At 72.9% G+C, this 1,599-nt stretch carries 2 protein-coding genes; one reads left to right on the top strand and one right to left on the bottom strand.

The annotated features are described in order from the left end of the window. Nucleotides 1-46 precede the first annotated feature (46 nt). Complete coding sequence (locus AN218_RS36340; protein WP_171908557.1) at nucleotides 47-211, bottom strand: hypothetical protein; 165 nt, start codon at nucleotides 209-211, stop codon at nucleotides 47-49. Between the two features lie 418 nt (nucleotides 212-629). Between AN218_RS36340 and AN218_RS01300 the strand changes: the two genes are divergently transcribed. Then, on the top strand, nucleotides 630-1,067 hold the full coding sequence (locus tag AN218_RS01300) for a cupin domain-containing protein (protein ID WP_107421320.1): 438 nt from the start codon (nucleotides 630-632) through the stop codon (nucleotides 1,065-1,067). Nucleotides 1,068-1,599: the final 532 nt, after the last annotated feature.

The following is a 1,599-nucleotide window of genomic DNA, read 5'->3' as shown; positions in this document are numbered from 1 at the left end:
ATCCCGGGATGCGCCGGCCCCGCAGGGTTCAGCTCGTGCGGCTCGTTCAGCCGGCGTTACGGCCGGCGACGTAGCCGCCCACGGCCGCGGTGGCGACGGCGGCGGCGAACGCCGGCGTGGCCAGGACGGGCGAACCCTCGGCCACGACGTGGCCGTTGTCGCTCTCCACGAGCTCGCCGTCGAACCGCTCGTTGATCTTCTGCTCCAGCATGTGAACTCCTCCAAGAAGTACATCCGCCGCGGACTCCCGTGAACGGAGACCGCCCCGGCACCACGAGCCGGGTCGGTCGTCCCGGCGGAATGATGTCTGGCGTCCTTCGAACCCCCGCGTCGTCACGCGGAGTTCGGGCGGGAAGCCCTCGAACTCGATCACCTGGAGGAACCGCCCCGGACCGGCCCTGTCGGACTGAGCCGGGTAGACAGTGGGTCCCCCTTAACAGGTCCCTCCAGCGGGCATCAGCATTCACGACGGCGACCTGCCGGGTCAACGCTTGATCATGGCAGCATGCGGCACCGTCAGGTGTCAGGATCATGCGACGTCCGCCGTCCCTGGCCTGGCGAAAGACCCCGGCGGGCCCGTACGGTCGCGCGACCGTCAACCGACCGCAGACATGAAGGAGTTACGCCCGATGACACCGCTCTCCCCCCTCGTCGGCGAACTGGGTCTGGAGCCGCATCCGGAGGGCGGCTGGTTCCGGGAGACCTGGCGCAGCGGGGTGTCGCTGCGTCCCGACGGTTACGACGGCGAGCGGGCGAGCGCGACCGCGATCTACTTCCTGCTCGGGCCGGGCGACGAGTCGCGCTGGCACGTCGTACGCTCCGCCGAGATCTGGCTGTGGCACTCCGGCTCGCCGCTCACCCTGCAACTGGGCGGCGACGGGGAGACGTTCGGCGAAGAGCCGGAGACGCTGACGCTCGGCGCGGACGTCGCGGCCGGACAGCTTCCGCAGGCGGTCGTGCCGCCCGGGGTCTGGCAGCGGGCACGGCCCGTGGACCGGGCCGGGGAGACGCTGGTGAGCTGCATCGTCTCGCCGGGCTTCGACTTCGCCGACTTCCGGATGTCCTGACCGGGGCGTATCGACGTAACGGGCGGACGGACGCGAACGGGCCGAACGCGTACGGGGCCCAACGGGCCGTCGGCGCGGGCCCGTTGAGCACACGGGCCAGCTCGGCCGCGCCCGCCCGGTCCGTACGTCCGCTCAGTTCAGCGCGTCGACGAGCACGCCGAACGCGGGCGTCCCCGGTGTGAACGCCGCGTAGTGCCCGGTGCCCGTCAGCAGGTTCAGCCGGGCGCCCCAGTCGCCCGCGTACCGGCGGGACATCTCCAGCGGTACGACCTCGTCGGCGGTGCCGTGCAGCAGTTCCACGGGCACCTTCGGCGGCAGCCGCATCGGGTCCGCCTCGGGCAGCCGGGCGTGGATCAGGGCCTCGGTCTGCTCCCCCGACTCTCCGCCCGCGCCCAGGAATTCGCCCGCCNNNTCCCCCCGCCGCGCCGTCGCTGAGCCGCAGCCGGTACGCCCGCTCCAGGTCCGCCACGGGCGCGACGGCGACGATCCGGTCCGCGGCGCGCTCCCGTCCGGGTGCCGCGCCCGCGCCGCC

This window comes from Streptomyces nanshensis (genome assembly GCF_001751255.1).
Classification (GTDB): domain Bacteria; phylum Actinomycetota; class Actinomycetes; order Streptomycetales; family Streptomycetaceae; genus Streptomyces; species Streptomyces nanshensis_A.
The sequence above is the reverse complement of the archived record's forward strand: the minus strand, read 5'-3'. Positions and strand labels throughout refer to the sequence as shown.